This window comes from Cohnella mopanensis, assembly GCF_022352055.1.
GTDB classification, from domain to species: domain Bacteria; phylum Bacillota; class Bacilli; order Paenibacillales; family Paenibacillaceae; genus Cohnella; species Cohnella mopanensis.
This window is the reverse complement of record NZ_JAKRWM010000002.1, coordinates 39,417-61,061: the sequence shown is the minus strand read 5'-3', so window position 1 is coordinate 61,061 and position 21,645 is coordinate 39,417. Positions and strand designations below refer to the sequence as shown.

The window sequence follows — 21,645 nt, the reverse complement described above, 5'->3', positions numbered from 1 at the left end:
TCTTAGGAGACGTCTACCATGCAATCGGGGAAAGTAACATTAGATACCATTGCGAACCTATTAGGCATAACGAAGGTTAGCGTCTCTAAAGCGCTTAACAATCAACCGGGCGTAAGCGAGGTACTTCGCAAGAAGATCATTCAAACCTCGAACGAGCTATGGTATTTGCACAAAAACGCGGCTAAACTCGCCAAGTCCGTATCCAAGCTGGGTATAATCGTTCCCAAGCGTTTCTTTCTCGATACGGATAACTTTTACACGAAAATATACTACTTTATTAACCAAGAATGCTCTCTTAGAGACATCAGCCTATCCATCTATTTGCTTGATCCGGAACAAGAGCAATCCAGCAGCGTCCCGCTGTCCCTTGCTCAAGACCTATCCGATCTTAACGGATTGTTCATTGCGGGAGAAGTAAGCGAGGATTATGTCCGCATGTTGGCCTCCTATCCTTTTCCGGTTATCGCAATAGACTTTTACAAATCGGATATCGAGCTGGATCCCTTTTTTATTATACCTGGCCTGTTAGAACAATCCGGTCACGAGTTCTAGCTGACTCCATACAAGCATCGAGCAGAATCATATTGCTTACCGCGTCCTGAGCGGGATAGGTAGGCGATTCCTCTCCCCATACGACGCGGGCGAATTGATCGGATTGCGCGACATAAGCATCCACGCCATAAGGGCCTTCCTTACGGATCTCGTCTCCGACTTGGATAGTGATATCGTCATTTTCTTTCGTAGGCAGGAAAGATGGCTTAAGAACGATTGTCCCTTTCGTCCCGACGATCTCCAGCTCGTTACGGAAATTCGCCCACATCCCGCAGTCGAAGGTTAACGCTACGTTCCCCGGAAACTCAACCAAACCGGAAGCCATCATATCCACATCATCGTGCTCGGGGGAAAATAACGCATGAACCGTCACCGCCTCCGGCTCGACTCCCATAATCAAACGAGCCGCGCTCAGCGGGTATACTCCCACATCGTAGAGGCCGCCACCGCCCCATGCTTTGACTTGGCGAATATCCCCTTTGCTCTCGGCCCCGTTATACGTAAATACGCCGCGAATACCTCTTAAATCACCGATCTCGCCGCTAGCGATGATTTCCTTCACTCTCGCGATTCGAGGATGATGCCTGTACATGAACGCTTCCGCTAGATGGACTCCCGCTTCCTTGCAGAAGTCGACCATTTCTTGCGCTTCCGCCGCGTTTAACGCGAGCGGTTTCTCGCACAATATATGTTTGCCGGCTTTAGCCGCGGCAATCGTCCATTCTTTATGCAAGTGATTCGGAAGCGGAATGTAGACGGCGTCAATGTTCGGGTCGGCTAATAATGCCTCATAACTCCCGTAGGATGTAGGAATATTGAATTGCTCGGCTTTCGCTTTTGCTTTATTTTCATCTCTGCTTGCAATGGCAAGCAACTCGCCGGTTTCAGAGGCTTGGATCGCCGGTATAACGGCACGGTCGGCGATTGCCGCGCAACCTAGAATTCCCCAACGTAATCGTTTCATCGTCCACTTCTCCTTCTTTCATCCGATTTCCCCATCATTATAGCACGTATGCCTGCCTTTTCGACAAAGCGGATATGAGTTACAATGGTACGATACACCAGAGACAGAAAGGGAGAAACCGATGACATACCGCCTAATTGCCATGGACCTCGACGATACGCTCTTAACGGACGATCTGAAGGTATCCGACGCGACTCGTCAAGCGATGACCGAAGCGATTGCCCAAGGAGCTCACCTTACGATCGCTACGGGAAGAATGTTCGATTCCGCACAGAAAATCGCTCGCCAAGTAGGGCTGAACGTACCTATCATCACCTACCAAGGCTCGTTGATTAAGAACTTGCTCGACGAGGAGATCTTATACGAGCGCTCCGTCCCCGTAGATGTCGCCAAGCAGCTCTATGATTATTGCCAAGCTCATGGCCTGCACCTCCAAAGCTATATCTCGGACAAGCTGTACGTCTCCGAGGATAACGACAAAATCAAAGGCTACGCCAAGCAGTCCAACATTCCTTATACGATCGAACCGGACTTCTCCCGAATCATTGAGAACGACAGACAAACGAAGCTGCTCATTATCGACGAGCCGGCGAAATTAGACGCTCTGCTTCCGGAATTAAAGGAGCTGTTCGGCTCTAAGGTTCACTTGACCAAATCGAAGCCGAACTATCTGGAGTTCATGCATCCCGAAGGTACGAAAGGCCATGCGCTGCGTTTCCTTGCCGCGCACTACGGCATTCCGATGGAAGAGACGATCGCTATGGGCGACGCGATGAACGATCACGAGATGGTTCAAGCTGCCGGTCTTGGCGTTGCGATGGAAAACGCAGTCCCCGCCTTGAAAGAAATCGCAGACTTCATCACGCTCAGCAACAACGACGATGGCGTCAAACACGTGCTGGAGAAGTTTGTTCTGAACGTATAGTAGACAGTTGAACACAAAGGAGCTATCCCCAATGTTGCGGGATAGCTCCTTTTGTCGTTTTCTTATGATCCCGCTTCGGGATTCTTAACGATGAACATGTCCGTATAGTAATAATGAGGTCCCGGATCGGTGGTAACGTTGGTCGCTACGGGAAGCACGTAAACCTGAAGCCTATCGTTTGTCTTGAATGCCGTAATCTCTAGTTCATGACGACCAGCCGGTAACGTGAGTTCGGCGAATTGCCTCTCATGCGTACGGTGATACGCCGGCATGAAATCATCCCCTTCGACACTTTCGATAATGGCTTCTCTATTTAATACCGCTTGTATCGGAACGTTGGAAGCGACGTTAAACCTCATATTCCTCTCGGTCGGGTTGATAAGCCAAGCGCGGGCGCGATAACGACCTTCCCGTTCTTCGCCGGTTCCCGCTCCCCATTCGATAAGGTTCCCGCTGGCGTACACCACGTTCTCCACTTGACTGCCTGGCGCCAGAACGGACCACTCCATCATTGGAACCAAATAGATCGGTTCTTTTAACTTGGTCCATGTCGCGTTGTCATGCAGCCGTTCAATAATCGCTATAAGCTCATGGCTAGCTTCTAATTTCCCGGTTGCACGCATCGTAAAAGCAAATTTCCCTGTTTGCGACGGAGCGAGCTTAAACGCTTGCCCTGGCGTCCCCTGCCATTCGGCCGGCAATTGCAGCGATAGGATTCCTTCCCATTGCTCTTGGGTGTGGTTATGAAGGGTAAGCTCGATCGTCTTGGATTGCCCATGACCGATTGCAGGACCTTGCTCGCCGTATTGAATCCTGAGCTCAATACCTTGATCTTCCAAGGAATGCCTTGGCAGAAACCGGCTATCCGAAGTCACGTCCCGATCCCATAGCTCTCGTACCGCTTCATCGGATTCAAGATTCCGAACATCGATCCGCGTTTCCAGATCGGGATGAACGATCATGCCCGTCTCCCAAGCGGCCAACACCTGCTTGCCCATGCGGATCGTTCTGCTGGTCAACTCCTCCAGGTTCCGCGGAGCGGGAAATCCTTTAATCGGCGGACTGACGACTACCGAATCCCCTACGGGCCGTACCCACTTGTCCGGAAGACCTTCGGGTCCGCCGATCATTCCGAGGATCGCGCCTAACGTCGCCGCCGTGCAATCCGTATCGTAGCCGCAATTGACCGCCTTCAATACGGCGTCCTCGAAATCAGCTCCGTATAACCAGCCGAGAATGGTGAAGGCGATATTTTGCGGAGCGTCCGTGAAATTCTCGCTGCCGTGATCCCGCAAGATCAACCTGCGCGCTTCGAGCCAGTCCTTGCCCTCGGCATGCCATGCCAGCAAATCCTTTAAAGCCTTCGCTGTGCGGCTCGTCTCAGGAATATAGGTCAACCCGATTCGGATAAGCTCATCCCGATCCTTCTCGACGAAGATCGCGCTCTGAATCGCGGCGAAAAACATCTCTCCGTAGACGCCTTCTCCTCCCGCGTGATCGACGATCGCATCCTCGTAAGCATAACGCGCCGCGATATGCGGGGCTCCCGGGGCGACCATCGCCCAGATTTCCGAACGGATCGGTGCGCCCATGCAGTCAACGAATGGATTGTTGTACGAACCGGCCACCGGCGCGATCAGACCTCTCCGCAAGTTCGTGACCGCGTAACCGTATTCGTCGAAGGGGAAGAAAATATGCTCGACCCACTCCTGTCCCAGCTCCCGGCTAGTCAGCTTCGGGCCGTATTGCTCCAACGCATGCAACCAGACGAGCTGCAAATCCAAGTCGTCGTTCTCGAGCGGACCATCCGGTAACAGAGGATAGAAGTCCAGATTAAGCAGTTCTTTCTTCCCCTCTACCGGAGCCCCTAGCGTGCCGCCGATATTTTTGCCTAACCACCCGCCGTAGATCGTGCGATAATACTCACGTTCGTTAATTACGTTTATGCTCATTTGTTAGCTCCTCCGCAATACCCGTCCAAGCTATTATTTATTTTTCGCCCATTCATCTAGTTGCTTTTGCTTCTCGGCGATAACCTTGTCCAATCCCGCTGCCTTCAAAGCTTCTCGATACTTCGGAATATAGACTTCAGGATCTACGGATCCCGATATGATCGCATCCTCGAATTGCTTCGATACGTTCGTGATTGCCGCGACTTCGTTCTTCACCGGTTCCGAATCCCAAGCGAATCCAAGCGCGATCGACTTCTCGGCTTGCTTGTTGAATTCGCTAAACGCATTCCACTTGTTCGGATCCTCGTTCGGGAACAAGTAAGTGTTCATCTGATTGCCGAACATCCAAGCCTCGTTGCGATATCCGACGGTTTTCGCGTCTACGCCTTCCGGGTAATCGATAGCCGTATCGGACTTTTTGACGAAATGCTTATTCTCGATTCCGAAATCCAGCATGTTGATGAGCTTCTTATCGCTGTATAGCAGGTTCAAGAACATCATCGCTCTCTCCGGATTCTCGGAGGTTTTGGACAATGCGAGCATAATTCCGGCTACCGTTACCGTCGTCGTATATGGAACATCCAATTGCTTCTGTACGACGGGGAATCCCCACGCCGTCGACATCTCGGCATCCTTGCCCGGTTTCAATTCCTGTTGAACCGCGAAAGCTTTACCCGCTTGCATCAAGCCCCAGTCCTTAACGGTGGCCGCATCTTTATTGATGAGTCCGTCCTTATACCATCTATGGGCGATCTTAGCCACTTCCAAATATTCTGGCACTTCCGTTTTGTCGATAACCGTCAGGGCATCGCTGTTCCTGTTCAACACGCCGAACCCGTCGCCTAGCCCGTCGTATTGACCATTCAGAACGAGAGATCCCACGAAACGGTTGTTTCCTTCGAACAAGGGAGTAATACCCGGTTCTTTCTCCTTAATCATTCGCAGAACCGGCTCCAGATCTTCCAAGGTGTTGATTTGATTCAAATCGATGTTGTACTTGTCGACCAATGCCTTATTAAAGAGGAAACCGTTGGCTCCGGCGAATTCCTTGTTCGTTGGCGTTCCGTAAATTTGGCCTTTTACTTTGAGACCGGAGAGGATTTCGTCCCCCAGCACGCCTTGGATATCTCGACCATGTTGTGCGATTAGATCGTCCAACGGGAGATAAGCCCCTTTGGCGACATTACTGTAATAGCCTAACGTCGCGGCGGAAATTACGATATCGAACTTCTCCTTGGACGCGAACATCAAGTTCGTCTTCTCTAGCCAAGATCCCCAATCGATCGGTTTCAGCTCGATCGTGGCGTTGATTTTCTCCGTTAAGTACTCGCTGATGGCGGATTGTACTTCTTGCAGATCCTTAGGCGTATCGCCCGGATAGACAAGAGTGATCTTGTATGGCTTAAGCTCGGATGCTCCGCCTTCCCCGTTGCCTGTCGCCGCCGATGATTGGCTAGCGCTTGGGCTTGCGCTCCCTTTGGACGAATCCGAGTTTTTGTTGCCGCATCCCGCCATGACCAGGCTGATGCATAAAACGAAGACTGCGATCGTGAACATTTTCTTTTTTAGAGCTGACATGTTTACCCCTCCAATGATGAGTTCATTTCTAACCTTTCACTGCCCCGACAGTTAACCCTTTGACTAAATATTTTTGAAAAAACGGGTAAGCCAATACGATCGGGCCTATGCCTATGATCGCCATTGCCATACGAACCGTTTCTGTCGGCATCTCCGTGAGAAGCTTTCCAACGTTCGAGTTCTGCGTATTGCTCTGAAGAAACTGAATGCTGAGCAACGTCTTCGTCATTAAATATTGCAAGGAGATCAAGCGGTTGTCATAAATGAATACCAAGCTATTGAACCAATCGTTCCAGTACCCGAGCGTCGTGAACAACCCGATCGTGGCCAGAACCGGAAGCGATAACGGCAGCACGATCCGAAAGAAAGTCCTCCACTCGCCTGCCCCGTCGATCTGCGCGGATTCGATCAGGGAACCCGGAATCGAAGTCGTGAAGAAAGTTCGCATGATGAGGATGTAGAACCCGTTCATTAGCAGGTTGGGAACGAGCAACGCAAACAACGTGTCCTTGATATGGAACAGATTCGTGTACACCAGATACCAAGGGACTAACCCTCCATTGAAGAGGATCGTAAAAAACACGAAGAAGGCGAGCAAGTTACGTTGCGGAAAATCTTTACGGGAAAGCGGGTAAGCGAGCAACGAAGAAATGAGAAGGCTGGTTACGGTTCCCACCACGGTGACGAGAATGCTGATCCCGTATGCGTTAAGCAGCCTCTGCGCGTCCCCTAGCAAATAACGGTAAGCATCCAAACTGAACTTTTCCGGGAAAAAGGAATAACCGTTCGCTAGAATCGACCGCTCGTCCGTCAAGGAGACGATCGCGACAAGAATGAGCGGGATCAGGCAGGCCGCGCAGGCCAATACGAAAAAGACGTGGATCAAAAACTGCGCGACCGAAGAATTTTCCCGTATCCGCTTGGGACTGGATTGCGACGATGGCAAGGCCGCGTTAGTTGTTGCGTTCATGGGGTTCCCTCCTCGTAGATGATCTAGAATAACGCATTCTCTCTATCGAATTTCCGTATGAGCAAATTGACGGAGAAAACGAGAAGGAACCCTACGACCGATTGGAACAGTCCCGCGGCGGACGACATCCCGATATCCCCCGTTTGAATCAATGCCCGATATACGTACGTGTCGATGACGTTCGTCGTCGGCAGCAGAATGCCCGTGTTCATCGTGACCTGGTAGAACAGGCCGAAATCCGCATAGAAAATTCTACCGATCAAGAGAAGCGTCATGACAATAATGACCGGCCGAATCAACGGCAGCGTAATTCTAGTCATCTGTTTCCAGCGATTGGCTCCGTCGATCCGGGCCGCTTCGTAGTACTCTTGGTTGATTCCGGCCATTGCCGCTAAATAGATAACGCTAGAGTAGCCGATATATTTCCAAGCATTGACGAGCACGAGGATGAAGGGCCAATACTTGGCCTCCATATACCAGGAGACAGGAGGTAGTCCCAGCTTCTGAAGCACGGCCGAATTGATGAAGCCGTAATCCATGCTCAGGAAACTGTATACCAGGTAACCTACGATACTGAAAGAAATCAAATAAGGCAGCAACAACACGCTTTGATAGACGTTCTGCATATATCTTCTCTTGATTTCATTCAGCAACAAGGCCACCGTCAAGGCGAGTACCAGGTTAAATACGATGAACACCGCGTTATATAGCAGCGTGTTTCTCGTAATCACGTAAGCGTCCTGCGTCGAGAACAGAAATTCGAAGTTCTTGAATCCCGCCCAGCCGCTCCCCCACACCCCATCCGTGTAGTTGAAATCTTTGAATGCGATAATCGTTCCGAACATCGGCAAGTAGTTGTTGATTAGCAAATAGATCAATCCCGGCAATACCATGATCCATAAGGACCTGTATTTGACGAACGTTCTGGGCATTCAAGGCTCACACTCCCGTTTTCTCTGTGAACCCATCATAAAGCAGAACGGGTAATACAAATGTCACCACCGCTAGCACTTTTGTTACACGTTAGTATTAATCCGCTTATCCGTCCCAAAGAAAGCAAAAAGCCCCCATTCCCGGGGGCATTCTAGCGCAAATGCGATTCGGTTTGAAACGGCAAGAGCAACACGACTTCCGCCCCTCCTTCAGGCACGTTGCCGAAGAGAAGCTTCGCGCGCTCTCCATAATTCATCCGTAAGCGCTCATACACGTTGCCGATACCCAGGTGCTCGTGATCTTGCTTGAATTGGCCGCTGTCGAACGTTCCGAGCTGCTCTTCCGTAAAACCCGTGCCGTTATCCGAGATTCGGATCGCGATGCCGTTGCCGGGATGTTCCGAATCGTTCTCCACGTCGATACGGACAAGGAACTTCTGGTTGCGGATCAAGAATCCGTGAATGATCGCGTTCTCGACGAACGGTTGAAACAGAACCGGGGGCAACAAAGCGGATTTAAGCGATTCGTCCACGGTTACCTTGAAGTCGAGGAAATTCGGGAATCTCATCTTCTGGATTTCCAAGTAAGTGACGATATGCTCGATCTCTTCCTCCATCCGGACTAGCGGAACCGCCGTTCGGGTCACGAACCGGAAGTAGTTCATAATGTACCGAATCATTCGCTGAGCGAGCTTGATCTCTCGGGATTCGACCAAGTGAAAGACGACATTCAGCGAATTCAGCAGGAAATGTGGATGGATTTGCAACTGCAATTGCTTGATCTCCGCTTTGTTCAGTCGTAGCTGTTCCTCGTACACATTGATTTTCAAATCATTGATCTCGGATGCCATCGCGTTGAAGTTGCTCGTAATGAGATCGAACTCCCTGGACGAAAAGCGATCCAGCCGATAATTCAAATCCCCTTCCTTGATCCGCTTCATTCCGCGAATCAGCTGATAAATCGGCTTCAACACGACTCCTCTCAGGAATATCAGGAGAATCAGGAGCAGCAGCACGGCGGCGAAGGGCGTCATGTTAATAATTCGCTGATAGGTCATGAGTCGTTGAAGCAACTGTTTCTCGGGGATCATGACGACGAGATTGGCGTCGGACTGCTGCGAAGCATTCGTGACGACAAGCATTTTCTCTTGCTCCAGCGTCATCGTCTCGAAAGACTTGTCCGATTGGCTCAAGATGCGGATGCGCTCGGCGACCGAATGAGGGAAGCTAATACCCGTCGTCAACAGTTCTCCCGTATCTGACAGGAGTAGCGCTTCCCCTGCCCCATCCTTCATGACGTTCCGAATCGGGCTCATTAAAGTTTCTATTCTGATAAGAGCGCCTGTAAAGACGTTAAAATCATTTTTTTCCACGCGCATAAGCCATAACTGGCCATTTAGTCGAATGGCTCCCCATTCCTTGACAAACGTGGACTCCGGCGAAAGATTCTTCATCACCGCAGCCAACTCGTCTTTGATGGCTTTGGAAACATTACGGTTATGCTCTGACGTCAATAATTCCTCGTTCCGCGAAGCATAGACGAACAGCATGCCAACTCGGCTATAGTTAACCAAATCCGAATTAAGCTGGTTCAGAACCTGGATCTTCGTCATCATGTACTCGTCGCTATCCGGCGCGTTCAACGTCAGAGAGGTGATACCCGCGTGTTGAAATGCCGAGCTCAGTAAATAATTGTCCACTTGGACAAGATTAGCGTCCATTTCGTTCGAGTGCATTTTCAACAGGCTTTGCTGGGATTCCGCGACTTGGGCTCGGACGACGTTCATAGCATATCCGTTGATGTACACGAGAAATAGAATAAGCGGAACGGCTACCGCGACGAAAGCTACGGTCAACTTGAAGCTAAGCGAACGTTGCGGCATCATGGCGCGTTCCCCTCCGCTTCGCAGGGGTTCTTCCGATAATCTTGAGGGCTCATCTGATAGAATCTCTTAAACATTTTGCCGAAATAAGAAAGGCTATTATACCCGAGCGATCTTGCCACTTTACTGATCGGTTCATCCGAGAAGGTCAAAGCGTTCTTAGCCATTTTCATTCTTTCCCGCAAAATATAATCCGATAGCGACTCTCCCGTCTCCTTCTTGAACAACCTCGACAAATAACCGGGATTTAGGAATACATGATCGGCAATCTGTTCCCTGCTCACTTCTTCCGTAAGATGCTCGTTAATGTATCTCTTCGCTTTATCGATCAAAGAATCGTCTACTTGTCCGGATTGGAGGGCTTTCGCGAATTGTTCCAAGACTTGTTCCGCCCAAGCCTGCAATTCTCTCAGCGAGCGGGTTACGGAATCCTTCTCCAACAGCTTTCCGCCCTGAAGCTCGGGGGAAACCATTTTTTTCTTATGCAAAAGATAATGCACCATTTGTAACATCCCATGGTAAAAGGAATGCAAAGCGTTCATTCGCAAATTTGACTCCTGCTCCAACCTCACGAAGCATTCGCGAACGTGATCGCGCACTTGCTCGATGCCTCCCAATTCCAAAAGTTCGGACCATTGGAAAAAGTCGGGAAGCGCGTCGAAGTCACCTGACGGATCGGCAGGATCCTCGAGATAACATATGACCTTATGGGTACGTCGAACGTTGTTTTGCTCTGAATACCGCAAAGCCCGGTACATCGTCTGCAATTGTCTGACTTCGGTCTCCTTCCCCAAATAACAACATACCGTGCTGAAAAAATAGTTTGAACAAGAATCGACGAACGCATCGCAGCTCTTAATTCTTTCTTGAATCATCCGGTCTCCGCTGCTGTAAAACAAAATCACGATCATGCCGTCGCGATCCTGAAAGACGATCCCCGGATCGTCTGCCATAATGATCTCCTTCGCGGCACTCCGAAGCGCGTATTCCATGATTTCTTCGTCTCGGGTACTTATTTCTTTGTGCCACTGTTCAACGCTGATCAGAATCGGAAAGACGCGAGTATCCGTAGACAGTTTAGTATCGAAGCTTTCCAGCTCTCCGATCATCCAGCTCTCGGTAGGGGTGTTGCGATAATCCAGCAGCTCCTGCCAGAATCGCTCGATCATGAGCGGCTTCTGCGTTTCCCATAGTTGCAGATATTTGTGATATTCCTTCTGGGCATAGGTTGCTTCTTGCTCGCGAGCGATATTGTTAAGCGCTTTCATAACGATGCTCTCTAATTCGTTGAATTCGACGGGTTTGATTAGATAATTAAGACTGCCCAGTTGCAGCGCCTTCTGCGCGTAAGAAAAATTAGAATGGCACGTCAGATAGATCGTCTCGATCGGATACCCCTGCTCGTTGACCCATTCCAATAAATCCAACCCGCTGCTGCCGGGCATCTCAATATCGCATATCATAACGTCTATCGGCGTGGTGCTAATGATAGCTTGGGCCATCGCCCTATCATATGCCTCATGAACGGCGGAGAAGCCCATGACGGACCAATCCAATCCGGCCTTGATGCCATTAACCGCATAAATTTCATCGTCCACGATAAGGAGACTGTACATAAGGTTCACTTCCTCCTGATGCATGCTGATCTGCCGTAAACCCTAAATTAGGTAATCCGAGTCTACTATAACATCCCGATGGAAGTAAACCCTATTAGGTCAGCGCATTGCGCGTCGCCAGAATGTACTTGGACGTGTCCAGCGGGTTAACGCCCCGCCTCGTCCGTTCCGCGTTAACGTCCGGAGGACAGTCCTGATAACCGTCGAAGAAGGTCGTCAGCGTGCCTCTCCCTTTCGTCATCGATCCCAGACGCGCAGGGAATTCTAGCGAAGTCGCGACGGGCAGCCGGCCTTCGATCTCCATGCGGCCTTGGCGCACCTTCGGCGTATCGAACTCGCCGCGCATGACGACGAGCTCGCTCATGATTTTCCCGCCGTATTCTTCCGGAGTAGATAACCGGAATCGAAGCATCGGCTCTAGCAGCCTCGTCTCCGTATTCACGAGTCCGTCCATGATTCCCATCGGCGTCGCGACGACGAAATTCAACGGATGAGTGTGCCATACATGATGTTCGCCTTCCACTAAAGTGACCTTCAGATCGGTGACCGGCCAACCGCGCAGACCTTGCTCGAGCGCTTCCGGCACTCTTCTGGCGACCTCGTTCTGGTAGCGTTCCAGCAGATTTTCCGTTCTTACGTTCGAACGATAAGTCAAACCGCTTCCTCTAACATCCGGCTCGATGACGAAACGAAGAATGGCCCAGCAAGGCTTAGGCATCGTATAAGCAACGAAACCTTCGGCCTTCCTCACGGGCGTTTCCTTGTAGATGACCGACGGCGCACCGAAAGTGACATCCAGGCCGTAACGGCTCATCAACATATGACCCAGCACTTCCACCTGAATTGGGCCCATGACCCTCACATGCAGTTCTCTATCTTCTTGCAGCCACTGAACGTCCAAGTGCGGATCTTCGTCCGCGAGCTCCTGGAACGCCGCCACGACGGCCGGATATTCAGCATCATTGCGCCAGTGAGCCTGAACGGTGAGCAGCGGCTCCGCGATTCGTCTCTCCCCCGGAACGCCTTCTTGATCGCCGATAACATCTCCGATCCTCACCCGGCTCCACCCGCAAACGACGGCGATATCCCCGGCCTTCAGAATGCCGATGTCCTCGCTCCGTTGCCCTTCCATCTTGCGGATCTGCGTGACTTTCTCCTCTATATCGAGCGCATGATTACGAACCGTATCCCGGTTGCGAAGTGCACCGCCATATAGGCGGACATAAGCCAGTCTCCCCATCACGGGGTCTTTGTCCAGCTTAAATACGACGCCGGACAATGGCGCGCTTTCGTCTCCCTCAGGCGATGGCAGCAGATCAATGACGGCATCCATTAATTGTTCGACGCCGATGCCGCGGTTGGAAGCTCCATATAATACCGGAAACAGCTTAGCTTCCCGAATGCTTTCCCGGAATACCGGAAGCAGCTCCGCATCCGAGAGCTCCCCTTGCTCGAAATAACGTTCGAGAAGGGCGTCATCCGTTTCCGCGATTTTTTCTATCAAACTCCCTCGCCCCTCGACTGTTCGTACCGTCGATGGCGATAGAGCAACTTTATCCGGCTCTTCCACTGTCAGCAACTCGACAGAACCCGAGAACCCCCCTTCCAATCCGTCGTAAGCTTGTATTGGAACGGCCCCAGATGACAAGAGACGATGAATCTCACCTAGCACTCTATCTGGCTCCGCTCCGATCCGGTCCATTTTGTTAATATAGATAAGCGTAGGTATGCCTAAATCTCTTAACGCCTGCCAGATAACTTCCGTTTGCGCCTGCACGCCTTCCACCGCCGAGACGATGAGGACGGCACCATCCATCACCCTTAGCGATCGCTCCACCTCGGATAGAAAATCGACGTGTCCTGGCGTATCGACCAGATTCACCTGGACATCCTTCCACTGAAACCTCGTCACCGCAGACCGCACGGAAATGCCGCGAGTCCGTTCGACTTCCAGCCAATCCGTCTGCGCCGTTCCGTCGTCCACGCTGCCAAGCGTGCGAATCCGTCCGCTGCGGAATAAGATCTGTTCCGTTGTCGTCGTTTTGCCTGCATCGACATGGGCGAATATGCCGACGTTTCTAAGTTTGATCCCCTGCTCCGTCACTCTTGATCACCTCTGTGGTCGTCCAACTTAGTTGTTTAATTACTCTATTCGCACGGAGTACGCTTGTCCCGCTTCCGCGGCCCAAGATAAGGCGCCATCGTCAGAGCGAACGGTACGGATCGCCTGGCCTTGGCAGGTTACCCTTACCGGATAAGGTAAACGTAACCGGCATTCCTGCGCAAGAAACGTACTCAAATTTGCTTCCTCTAGCTTACCATCTATCCATCTGATATCAATACTCCAGTCTCCGCGAGCTTTCAATCCTTTTACGCTGCCTTCCGGCCATGCCGACGGCAATGCCGGCAATAGGCGGATTTCGCCCGCATGGCTCTGAAGCAGCATTTCCGCGATCCCGGCAGCCCCGCCGAAGTTACCGTCGATCTGAAACGGCGGATGCGCGTCCCATAGATTGTCGTAGGTAGAGCAACGCAGTAAGGTCATGACATAATCATGGGCGGCATCCCCATTCTCAAGACGGGCTTGCAGATTAATGATCCACGCGCAGCTCCATCCCGTATGTCCTCCTCCCGAAGATAAGCGGCGCTCCAATGACGTCCGGCAAGCTTCTACCCATGCCTCGTCGCGTCCGGCCACGAATTGATCTCCCGGGTGCAATCCGTACAAATGAGATTGGTGGCGATGACCTGGATCTTCTTCCTTGAAGTCCTCGCACCATTCCATCAATTGGCCATATTGGCCTGTCCGATAAGGAGGCAGCTTATCCAGGGTAGCAGCCAGCTCCTCGCGGAATTCAGCATCGGTCCGCAAAATCTCGCTCGCCTCGATACAATGGCGGAAAACTTCGCGAACCAACGTCATATCCATCGTCGAACCGTAAGACACGCTGCACGCTTCGCTATCCGCAGTGAGAAAATCGTTCTCGGGAGAAGTCGACGGACAAGTGACCAAATATCCTTCCGGGCTCTCCACCAGCCAATCCAGACAGAACTCCGCAGCTCCTTTTAACGCCGGATATAAGCGCTCCTCCAAGAATGCTTTATCTAACGTGTATTCGTACCGATTCCATAAGTGCCAGCACAGCCACGTCGCGCCCATCGGCCAATAAGCCCACTTGGCGTTCAAACCTACGGCCGTTGCGGACCTCCAAAGATCCACATTATGATTAACCGTCCATCCTCGACAGTTGTAATTCACCTCGGCGGCGCGCTTACCTGTCACGCGCAAACCATCGATAAGATCGAATAGCGGCTCATGGCACTCGCTCAGATTACAGCTTTCCGCTAGCCAGTAATTCATCTGTGCATTGATATTCGTCGTCCAGTTACTGCTCCAAGATGCCCTTAACCGGGGATTCCATATTCCTTGCAGATTAGCGGGTTGGCTCCCGGGACGCGAGCTGGCGATAAGCAAATACCGGCCATAATCAAAATATAACGCCGTTAGCGATAGATCCTCTCCGCCTTCTTTAACTTTCCGCAATCGTTCATTCGTAGCGATCTTTGCAGCGTTATCGCTCTCCCTGCCGAGCTTCAAGTCCATCCGATGAAACAAGCTCTGATAATCCGTAGTATGGGAAGCTAGTAGCTTCTCATAGGTTTGATCGGATATGCCGGATAGCATCGAGGCACATAGAATCGACGGGTCAAGACCATTCGTAGCCGGATCTTGATCGAATCCGTTAAAACTAGTTGCGGCTACAAGCTTTAACAGCACCTCATCCGCAGCCTCGATAACGAATCGTCCATCCTTAATGGCGACATCTCCTCCAGCGACTTCGATTTTAACCAGAGCTTGGAAGGTCATCCCTTTGCCGTCGCGATAGATAATAGGTTCCGATTCATGAACGTAATTCGGTGCTACATGAACCGGTGCCCTCCCTTTTAGCGTTAGACGGTGACCGGACTTTTCGGAGGAAGCAAGATCAACCTCATGTTTAAGCTGGCTATCTAATCCGATCTTTAGGGAGATAGAACCGGGACGGTCACATCCGAACTTCATGATCAACGCTTGATCGGGAGCGGAGCAGAACGCTTCGCGCACGAACCTTGCGCCGTCGCATATATAACTCACCTTCGTCACTGCCGTGTTTAAATCCAACTCTCTCGTATAGGAAACAACAGGTCCGCTTTCCTTCCAGTTCATCACCAAATCGCCCATCGGGATGTAAGATTGATTCCAAGGACCGAACATCTCCTGCTCTAGTAAATCTTGCGCTTTACGATACTCCCCGGCAAATACGAGCTTGCGTACCCCGTCAAGCGCGATCGCGGCAGCAGGATTCGTCTTATCAGCCGGCTCTCCCGACCAAAGCGTATCCTCGTTCAACAGGATCCGATCTTCGCCAAGGCCGCCGAATATCATAGCTCCTAACCGACCGTTACCGATCGGTAAAGCTTCCTTCTCCCAGTCAGTCGCCGGCTCGGTGTACCAAAGTTTACGAAACGTTGTTCGACTCATGTTATCGTCATCCTTTCGGGAGATCAATCCTACAATCTTGCTGCTCGATCTCATTCTAAATGAATGGAATGGCTTTCCACCATATAAATATCCGATAGGAAACCTCAATAAATCCGGTAATTTGACTGGCTTGCGGGTACAAAAAAGTGGTGATGCAGAAATGTTTCCTCTGCTCACCACTCCGATTTCGAAACCTTATTTACACCCCAAGCTGTTTCTCCATCTTCAGAGCTTTAACGGTTCCGTTCGGACGGACGACCAGCTCCTGATCCACGATCTCATAGCCCATATTCTGGTACAACACCAGATTGTTCTGAACCGATTGTCTTACTTTGCAGCGGCTAACGTTAAGCCCCTTGGAAATCCCTTGCCTCTCGATCCATTTCACCAATTGTCTCGCGTACCCTCTTCTGCGGCGATTCGGAATAACGGACAACCGGTAAAAGTAAATGGCGTCGTCGATGTATTGAAACCGTACCATCGCCGTAGCCGTATCGTCCTCGTACAAGATGGCCGCGAATTCGGTTTGCTCTTGAAGTCCCTTTAAGATGGACTCTTCCGTCTCTTCCAATGCGCTCGAAGGCGGAATAGCCGTTCTATACTCTTCGAAGGCGATCATCATCAAGGAAAACACGGTATCCGCATCCTCTGGCGTCGCTTCGCGAATGGTCACTACCGGATCTTTCTTCAGTCTCGGCGTCGGCTTAACCGGGGCATCGTCTGGATCTACTAATGCGGCTTGCTCGGCTTCGTCCGCTTCCGAAGGTTGTTCGTTAGTACGGGCAGGCTGGATGTTCTGGCCGCGGAAGTAATCTCTTGTTTGCTTTAAGAAGAACAACAAGATTAACACTAAAGACGATACCAACTGGATCATATCAATGCGCGTAAAGAGGAATATGACAAAAGCCAATATCATGGAAAGGAACATTTTTCTTTTGTTGATGGTCACAAGCATCAAGCCCATCGGTACAATCGCCGCTACAAGAATGATAACGATGTTACTAACGGATACATTAGAAAAGTCTTTCGTATTAAATAGAGATACAACCAACATCATAAGCAGCATCGCAGTCTTGAAATAAAGGATAAAACGCATGGTACGGATAGTAGTTGGATTTAACAAGGTGAGTCCTCCCTAATACCTGATCTAATCGATAATTATAACAAAAAAAACAGCCACGCGGAGCATAGCATTCCCGCTTTGGCTGTTTTTTACCGATTTATTTCCACGAACGCTATTTTCCCGCCAACACTTGATACCAGATGCCTCGCTTGGAATATAACGTCTCCTTCACTTTATCCCATCCACCCAAGTAGTCGATCGTGAACAACTCGGGAGGCTGAGGATAGTCCGCTTGCATCTGGGCGGAAAGTTCGTCGCTGACCGGTCGGAAGCCATGCTTGGCGAATAGCTTCTGCGCCTCATCCGAATATAAGTATTGAACGAACGCCTGAGCCACTTCGCTTACTCCATGACGATCCGCATTGCGGCCGACGACCGCGACCGGGTTCTCGATCAATATCGTACTCGGCGGTACGACGATATCGTATTGAACGCCTTGCGCAATTCTTGCGAGCAGTTCGTTCTCGTATGTCACGATAACGTCTCCGACCCCGTATTCGAAAGCCGCCATAGAGGCCCGGCCGCTCTTGTCCATCGACTCGATATTCCGATGAACGTCCTCCAGGAATTTCTTGGCCGCAGCGGGATCCTTCGTTCCGGTAGCCGCTTCCGATTTCTTCAAGCCCGCTCCATAGATCGCATTGATGTCCCATTGCGCTCCGCCTGAAGTTTTCGGATTCGGATAGAGCACCTTCACGCCGGGTTTAGTCAAATCCTCGAAATCCTTGATCCCCAAAGGATTGCCCGCCCTCGTTCCTAGAACGACGATCGAGCGGGTGACCATCCCGTTATGAGCTGCTTGTTTCCATTCCGGCGCGACCAATCCGGCTTTCACCAGCTTCTCCATATCTCCTTGGAGCGCTAACAGCGTCACGTCGGCTTCAAAACCGCCTATAATCGAGCGAGTTTGCGTTCCGGACGCTTCATACGATTCTTGAAAGGCAACGGTTTGCCCGGTCTTCGATTTCCATTCCGCTTTGAAAGCAGGCAAAATATCCTGCAAAGCGTCCTTGGCAACGGAATAAGCTCCGAGAACTAGCGTTACGTCTCCCTTAGCAACCGCGTTCTCGCCATCGCCCGGTGTCGCTTGGTTCGATCCACCGCAACCGGCTAAAGTAGACGATAGGAAGATAAGCATGAGTATACTAAATAGTCCAGATCTACGGCCAAGCTTTATTTTACGGTTACCCGTGTTCATTGCTGTCCTCCCGAGGTGCCTTCGTAGGCTCCCACCAAATCTTAAATATGAACCGGCAACGGATCTTCCTTCAACTTATTCTCCATTACCCAGCTATCGTTATCGTTAAATAGATAAGCTCGATGGATCAACACTTGAACCTCGTCGCCCGGATGAAGAATCTCCTTTTCCAACGAACGGTAAGTGACAAGACGGGTAGAACCTACCTCGACCTCGACCAGCCACTCGCTTCCGCGGAAATGGACATGGCGAACGATTCCTTTCTCCGTTGCCGATAGCAGATTGAAATCAGACGGTTTGCCAACCTCCACGTATTCCGGGCGAATAAGGGCTTTCGTTCCCGGCCAGTCGGTAGCATTGCCGAATCCGCGCAGCGAGGAAACGTCGTCGACGATCGTCGATTCGCCGATGAAGCTGGCGACGAACGGAGATTCCGGGTTTTTATAAATTTCCCAAGGGGTACCTTTTTGTTCAAGACGCCCTTTGTTAATAATCATGATTTGGTCGGCAACCTCGATCGCTTCGTCTTGGTCATGCGTAACGAAGATGGAGGTGATGCCCAAGCGATCGATCATATCCCGCAACCAAGAACGCAATTCATGGCGGATCTTGGCGTCGATGGCCGCGAAGGGCTCATCGAGCAACAGCAATTGCGGTTCGGGAGCCAAGGCCCGCGCGAAAGCGACGCGTTGACGCTGTCCTCCGGACAGTTGGTGAGGATAACGCTTCTCGAAGCCGGACAAGCCCGTTAACTCCACGAGTTCGGCTACCCGAGCTTTAATTTTCGGCTTCGACCACTTCTTCACTTCTAAACCGAATGCGATATTGTCCTCAACGGACATATGTTTGAACAGCGCATAGTTCTGAAAGACGAACCCGATGCCTCTCTCTTGAGGAGGAAGATCGTTCACCCGTTTGCCGTGAAACAGGATATCCCCCTCGTCAACGGATTCCAAGCCGGCGAGCATACGCAGAATCGAGGTTTTGCCGCCACCGCTCGGGCCTAGCAAGCCAATCAACTGCCCTTTCTCAATCTCGAAATTAACATTCGTGACTGCTTGAAAATCGCCGAATTTCTTGTTCAATCCGCTGACTTCGATATGCATCTTAATGCACTCCCCTTCTCGATTTGGCCCATTCCATGAGCAATAGTAACGTTACAGAACCCGCAGCCAATACCAATGCGATCGAATTCGCGGCGGTAAGATTAAAGTTCTCGACATCTTGATAGACGAGAGTCGTTGCCGTTTGAGTCTTGAACAAAATATTGCCGGATACGACAAGCACCGCTCCGAATTCTCCTAAAGCTCTGGCTACCGTCAATACGACTCCGTAAACGACGCTCCATTGGATGGAGGGCCAAGTGACGCGCCAGAACGTGGTCCATGCGCTTGCACCGAGCGTAGAAGCCGCTTCTTCCTGCGCGCTTCCGATTTCCTGCAGCACAGGCATCACTTCGCGAACGATCAACGGGAACGTTACGAATAAAGTCGCGATGATCATCCCCGGCAGCGCATATACGATATCTACCCCCGCTTTGTTGAACAGGGCGCCCAGCGCCGTCTCCGGCCCGAGCAGCAGCACGATCATCAAACCTCCGATAACCGGCGAGACCGCAAAAGGCAAATCGACGATACTATTGAGCAGTTGTTTAATTCGTCGTCCTAACCACGTTGCTCTTACCAGATAGAGCGACAACATGACTCCGAATATCGTATTGATAATCGTAACAATGATCACTATAAGAACTGTCATGTATAAGGCATGTAACGTTTCCGGCCTGGACATTCCATTCGCGAACCCGCCCCAGCCTTCATTGAAAGCCCCCATAGCGATACGCACGACAGGCACGATGAGCAATAGTCCGAATACGGCTACGGTCAAACCAATCCATAAGCGTCTCATCCGTTCTTCCTCCTCATCTGCACGTAATTAACCGTCCATAGAATAAGGAAAGAGAAGGTAAGCAGCAATACGCTGACCGCCGTAGCTCCGATCGTGTTGTCGCTCTCGATCTCTCCGAAAATGTAAACCGAAGCAATCAAGGTTTTGCCCGGAATATTCCCCGCGACGAGCACGACGGCACCGAATTCCGCTAACCCTCTGGAGAAGGCAAGCATCGCGCCGCTTAGAATACCCGGCAACATATTCGGCAGAATAACCCGCCAGAAGGTTGTCGCTTTCGTTGCGCCTAGCGTATAGGCGGCCTCTTCCTCTGAAGCGTCCATTTCCTCCAGTAGAGGCTGAACGGCACGGATGACGAAAGGAAACGTCACGAATACCATCGCGATAATAATCGCCGGTTGATGAAACAGAATCGTAAAGCCGAGTTTCTCCGCCCATTCCCCTACGAAGCTATGCGGCCCGAGCAGCAATAAAATCATGAGGCCAGCCACTGCCGTAGGCAGAGCAAAAGGGAGATCCACCAGGCTGTTCAACAGTCTGCGTCCCGGAAAGCGGTAACGGATTAGAACCCAGGCCGACATCGTGCCGACCAAGACATTGATCAACGTACCGATGACAGCCAGCTTGATCGTCAGCAATACGGCTTTCCAAGCTAGCGGCTCCGTGATATTATCCGCGAAAGCCGTCCAACCGGCGGACAAGGACTGCCCATAAATTCCAAGAATAGGAAAGACGATCAATATCATAAAATAAAGCATGACAGCGCTGCGAAATCCCCAGCTCCACCAGCGACTCTGTAGCATGGAACTCACGTTGACGTGTACCTCCTGAAGCTTTGAGAGCTGAATATTATATAATTCCTATTAAATTAGTCGGTATTGATACTTTACCAGAAAAACGCTAATTTCGTCAATGCTAAATAGGGTAGGCAAACGCCTTTTTATCAAAAAAACTAATACAGCCTATTCTTATTGCTTATGGGAGGTGAATTGTCATCATCACTCGAACGAGCTCGAATGTTATAATTCAGGATGAGAAGAGGAGGGCTCTGCTATGTTAATCAAGGAAAATCTCCGAACGACAAACCGCGACGAACTGATCGACATCACTAGACAAGTGGCATCCGTCGTGGCCAAACAAGGAATTCAGGAAGGTATCGTCGTAGTGTATTGCCCGCATACGACAGCCGGAATCACCATCAACGAGAATGCCGATCCCGATGTTAAGAAAGACGTTCTGATGCGCCTAGACGAGGTGTATCCATGGAATCACCCCCAATATCGCCATGCCGAAGGAAATACCGCTTCCCATCTCAAAGCGATAACAACGGGAACATCGCAGACGATCATCCTCACCGGAGGCAAAATGTTGCTCGGGCGTTGGCAAGGAATCTACTTCTGCGAATTCGACGGCCCCCGGCAGCGGGAGTACTACATTAAGGTTGTTGAAGGCTGAACGGAGCTTCTCTAACTCGTTCGCTCGCCATAGTCGGTTTTTGCGACTATAAGGTGCCACATTTCTCTCG

The 21,645-nt window shown here is 50.9% G+C and carries 17 protein-coding genes; 3 read left to right on the top strand and 14 right to left on the bottom strand.

The window, feature by feature from the left end:
- Positions 1 to 18 precede the first annotated feature (18 nt).
- The gene (locus L3D05_RS04435; RefSeq protein WP_239614806.1) at positions 19 to 552 is read left to right on the top strand and encodes a helix-turn-helix transcriptional regulator; all 534 of its coding nucleotides are present in this window, start codon (positions 19 to 21) and stop codon (positions 550 to 552) included.
- Here the strand turns inward: L3D05_RS04435 and L3D05_RS04430 are convergent.
- Complete coding sequence (locus tag L3D05_RS04430; RefSeq protein ID WP_239614805.1) at positions 512 to 1,516, bottom strand: Gfo/Idh/MocA family protein; 1,005 nt, start codon at positions 1,514 to 1,516, stop codon at positions 512 to 514. The genes L3D05_RS04435 and L3D05_RS04430 overlap by 41 nt on opposite strands.
- 121 nt (positions 1,517 to 1,637) lie before the next feature.
- On the opposite strand from L3D05_RS04430, the gene L3D05_RS04425 reads away from it, so the two are divergent.
- Entirely contained in the window at positions 1,638 to 2,441 is an 804-nt protein-coding gene (locus L3D05_RS04425) for a Cof-type HAD-IIB family hydrolase (RefSeq protein ID WP_239614804.1), read from the top strand.
- A gap of 62 nt (positions 2,442 to 2,503) precedes the next feature.
- Here L3D05_RS04425 and L3D05_RS04420 read toward each other — a convergent pair whose 3' ends face one another.
- The 13 genes from L3D05_RS04420 to cysT all read right to left on the bottom strand — a co-directional run bounded on the left by L3D05_RS04420 (position 2,504) and on the right by cysT (position 20,923).
- Entirely contained in the window at positions 2,504 to 4,393 is a 1,890-nt protein-coding gene (locus L3D05_RS04420; RefSeq protein ID WP_239614803.1) for an ADP-ribosylglycohydrolase family protein, read from the bottom strand.
- Positions 4,394 to 4,426: 33 nt separating this feature from the next.
- The gene (locus tag L3D05_RS04415; protein ID WP_239614802.1) at positions 4,427 to 5,971 is read right to left on the bottom strand and encodes an ABC transporter substrate-binding protein; all 1,545 of its coding nucleotides are present in this window, start codon (positions 5,969 to 5,971) and stop codon (positions 4,427 to 4,429) included.
- Between the two features lie 28 nt (positions 5,972 to 5,999).
- Complete coding sequence (locus L3D05_RS04410) at positions 6,000 to 6,941, bottom strand: carbohydrate ABC transporter permease (protein WP_239614801.1); 942 nt, start codon at positions 6,939 to 6,941, stop codon at positions 6,000 to 6,002.
- Between the two features lie 23 nt (positions 6,942 to 6,964).
- Positions 6,965 to 7,873: an ABC transporter permease gene (locus tag L3D05_RS04405; RefSeq protein ID WP_239614800.1), complete on the bottom strand. Its 909-nt coding sequence runs from the start codon at positions 7,871 to 7,873 to the stop codon at positions 6,965 to 6,967.
- 152 nt (positions 7,874 to 8,025) lie between these two features.
- On the bottom strand, positions 8,026 to 9,759 hold the full coding sequence (locus L3D05_RS04400; RefSeq protein WP_239614799.1) for a sensor histidine kinase: 1,734 nt from the start codon (positions 9,757 to 9,759) through the stop codon (positions 8,026 to 8,028).
- On the bottom strand, positions 9,756 to 11,372 hold the full coding sequence (locus L3D05_RS04395) for a helix-turn-helix domain-containing protein (protein ID WP_239614798.1): 1,617 nt from the start codon (positions 11,370 to 11,372) through the stop codon (positions 9,756 to 9,758). The genes L3D05_RS04400 and L3D05_RS04395 overlap by 4 nt, the downstream gene beginning before the upstream one ends.
- A gap of 94 nt (positions 11,373 to 11,466) precedes the next feature.
- Positions 11,467 to 13,476, bottom strand: coding sequence for a GTP-binding protein (locus L3D05_RS04390; protein WP_239614797.1), 2,010 nt, complete (start codon positions 13,474 to 13,476; stop codon positions 11,467 to 11,469).
- Positions 13,477 to 13,515: 39 nt separating this feature from the next.
- Positions 13,516 to 15,894 carry a glycoside hydrolase family 95 protein gene (locus tag L3D05_RS04385; protein ID WP_239614796.1) on the bottom strand — a complete coding sequence of 793 codons (2,379 nt, stop codon included), beginning with the start codon at positions 15,892 to 15,894 and terminating at the stop codon, positions 13,516 to 13,518.
- 199 nt (positions 15,895 to 16,093) lie between these two features.
- The gene (locus L3D05_RS04380) at positions 16,094 to 17,017 is read right to left on the bottom strand and encodes a GNAT family N-acetyltransferase (RefSeq protein WP_239614795.1); all 924 of its coding nucleotides are present in this window, start codon (positions 17,015 to 17,017) and stop codon (positions 16,094 to 16,096) included.
- Positions 17,018 to 17,129: 112 nt separating this feature from the next.
- Positions 17,130 to 18,215 (bottom strand): sulfate ABC transporter substrate-binding protein, encoded by a 1,086-nt coding sequence (locus L3D05_RS04375; protein ID WP_239614794.1) that lies wholly within the window; start codon positions 18,213 to 18,215, stop codon positions 17,130 to 17,132.
- A gap of 41 nt (positions 18,216 to 18,256) precedes the next feature.
- Positions 18,257 to 19,321 (bottom strand): sulfate/molybdate ABC transporter ATP-binding protein, encoded by a 1,065-nt coding sequence (locus L3D05_RS04370; protein WP_239614793.1) that lies wholly within the window; start codon positions 19,319 to 19,321, stop codon positions 18,257 to 18,259.
- A gap of 1 nt (position 19,322) precedes the next feature.
- On the bottom strand, positions 19,323 to 20,120 hold the full coding sequence (locus tag L3D05_RS04365) for a sulfate ABC transporter permease subunit (protein ID WP_239614792.1): 798 nt from the start codon (positions 20,118 to 20,120) through the stop codon (positions 19,323 to 19,325).
- The gene (gene cysT / locus L3D05_RS04360; RefSeq protein WP_255807375.1) at positions 20,117 to 20,923 is read right to left on the bottom strand and encodes a sulfate ABC transporter permease subunit CysT; all 807 of its coding nucleotides are present in this window, start codon (positions 20,921 to 20,923) and stop codon (positions 20,117 to 20,119) included. The genes L3D05_RS04365 and cysT overlap by 4 nt, the downstream gene beginning before the upstream one ends.
- Before the next feature lie 250 nt (positions 20,924 to 21,173).
- On the opposite strand from cysT, the gene L3D05_RS04355 reads away from it, so the two are divergent.
- The gene (locus tag L3D05_RS04355) at positions 21,174 to 21,575 is read left to right on the top strand and encodes a secondary thiamine-phosphate synthase enzyme YjbQ (protein WP_239614790.1); all 402 of its coding nucleotides are present in this window, start codon (positions 21,174 to 21,176) and stop codon (positions 21,573 to 21,575) included.
- Positions 21,576 to 21,645 lie beyond the last annotated feature (70 nt).